1 protein-coding gene is annotated in these 1,019 nt (G+C 28.5%); it reads left to right on the top strand.

Features of this window, described 5'->3' with window-relative positions; all coding sequences use genetic code 11:
• Nucleotides 1-111, top strand: a 111-nt coding sequence (locus ACFIKE_RS11320; RefSeq protein ID WP_375650038.1) for a DHHA1 domain-containing protein, incomplete at its 5' end; no start/stop codon positions are given.
• Nucleotides 112-1,019: the final 908 nt, after the last annotated feature.

Here is a 1,019-nt window from a genome sequence, read left to right as displayed (position 1 = left end):
GGTGGTAAAGGTGGAGGTGGCCGTCCTGATATGGCGCAGGCTGGTGGTCCTGAGGGGAACAAAGCTGATGAGGCATTTGCAGCACTAAAAGATTTTTTGGAAAAAAATTAAAGAATGAAATCATTCTGCATAGGTTTTTTTTACATTTTTATATTGGGTTGGTATCTAAGTATCACGAATATCTGTCTTGTGTATTTCTGAAATGCAGATACAGCGTAATTGGGGAAAAATACATTTGTAAAGATAAAAGCAGTGTTTGTCTTTATTATTACTTTTTCATTTGGCATTATAGCCTCCAAGCGTTTCAGAAGTCATCGTTTTAAGATAAGATAGATTATGCAGCACTTCATGCTTTGCTGTGTATTCTTTTACTAGGAAGACTAGTTATGGCATTGCTCTTATAGATTGTTTTGAAGAAACCTCTCTTTTTATGAAAGGAATAACACAAGATTTATTGCATATGATTATCCTTATAAAGTTATAAGCTGTCATTATTCTATTAGTTTTCAAATAACTAAAATCCCTTTCCTTATAAAAGAGCTATTGTATTGTTTTCATTTTGCTTTTTATTTACAAGAAAACAATTTTTCGGTTTATCATTAAAAGGTTTTAAAAAGAATATTCTCCTATCTTTATAAATTTTTATTTCAAGTTATAAATTAATGAATTATCTATATAAATCAAATGAATGTTACATAAATTTAAAGATTTAGATTAATGTCTAATTTATTATCATATAATTGCCTTAATACATTGAGTTATAATGATAATTTATCGTTTTATATTTTGAATAAGAGCTACGAATATTCGTAGAATTTTATCATTTAAAATTCTGTGTATGTTAAATTAATCAAAATCACTCACGAATGTCGTTGTAAAATGGGCTTAGGAGCATTGAGAAATGTTTCTTAAAAAAGCCATATGAATGTGCAAAACAATGGCGTTCTGTTCTTTATGAGAGGACTATAAAGAACAAGATAAACAAAAGTGCAAAGCAATACAATAATATTCATTATTAA

It is taken from the genome of Bartonella sp. MU70NMGDW, assembly GCF_042194085.1.
In the GTDB taxonomy this organism is placed as follows: Bacteria; Pseudomonadota; Alphaproteobacteria; order Rhizobiales; family Rhizobiaceae; genus Bartonella; species Bartonella grahamii.
Note: the sequence above shows the minus strand (reverse complement) of the source record. Positions and strands in the feature narration are given on the sequence as shown.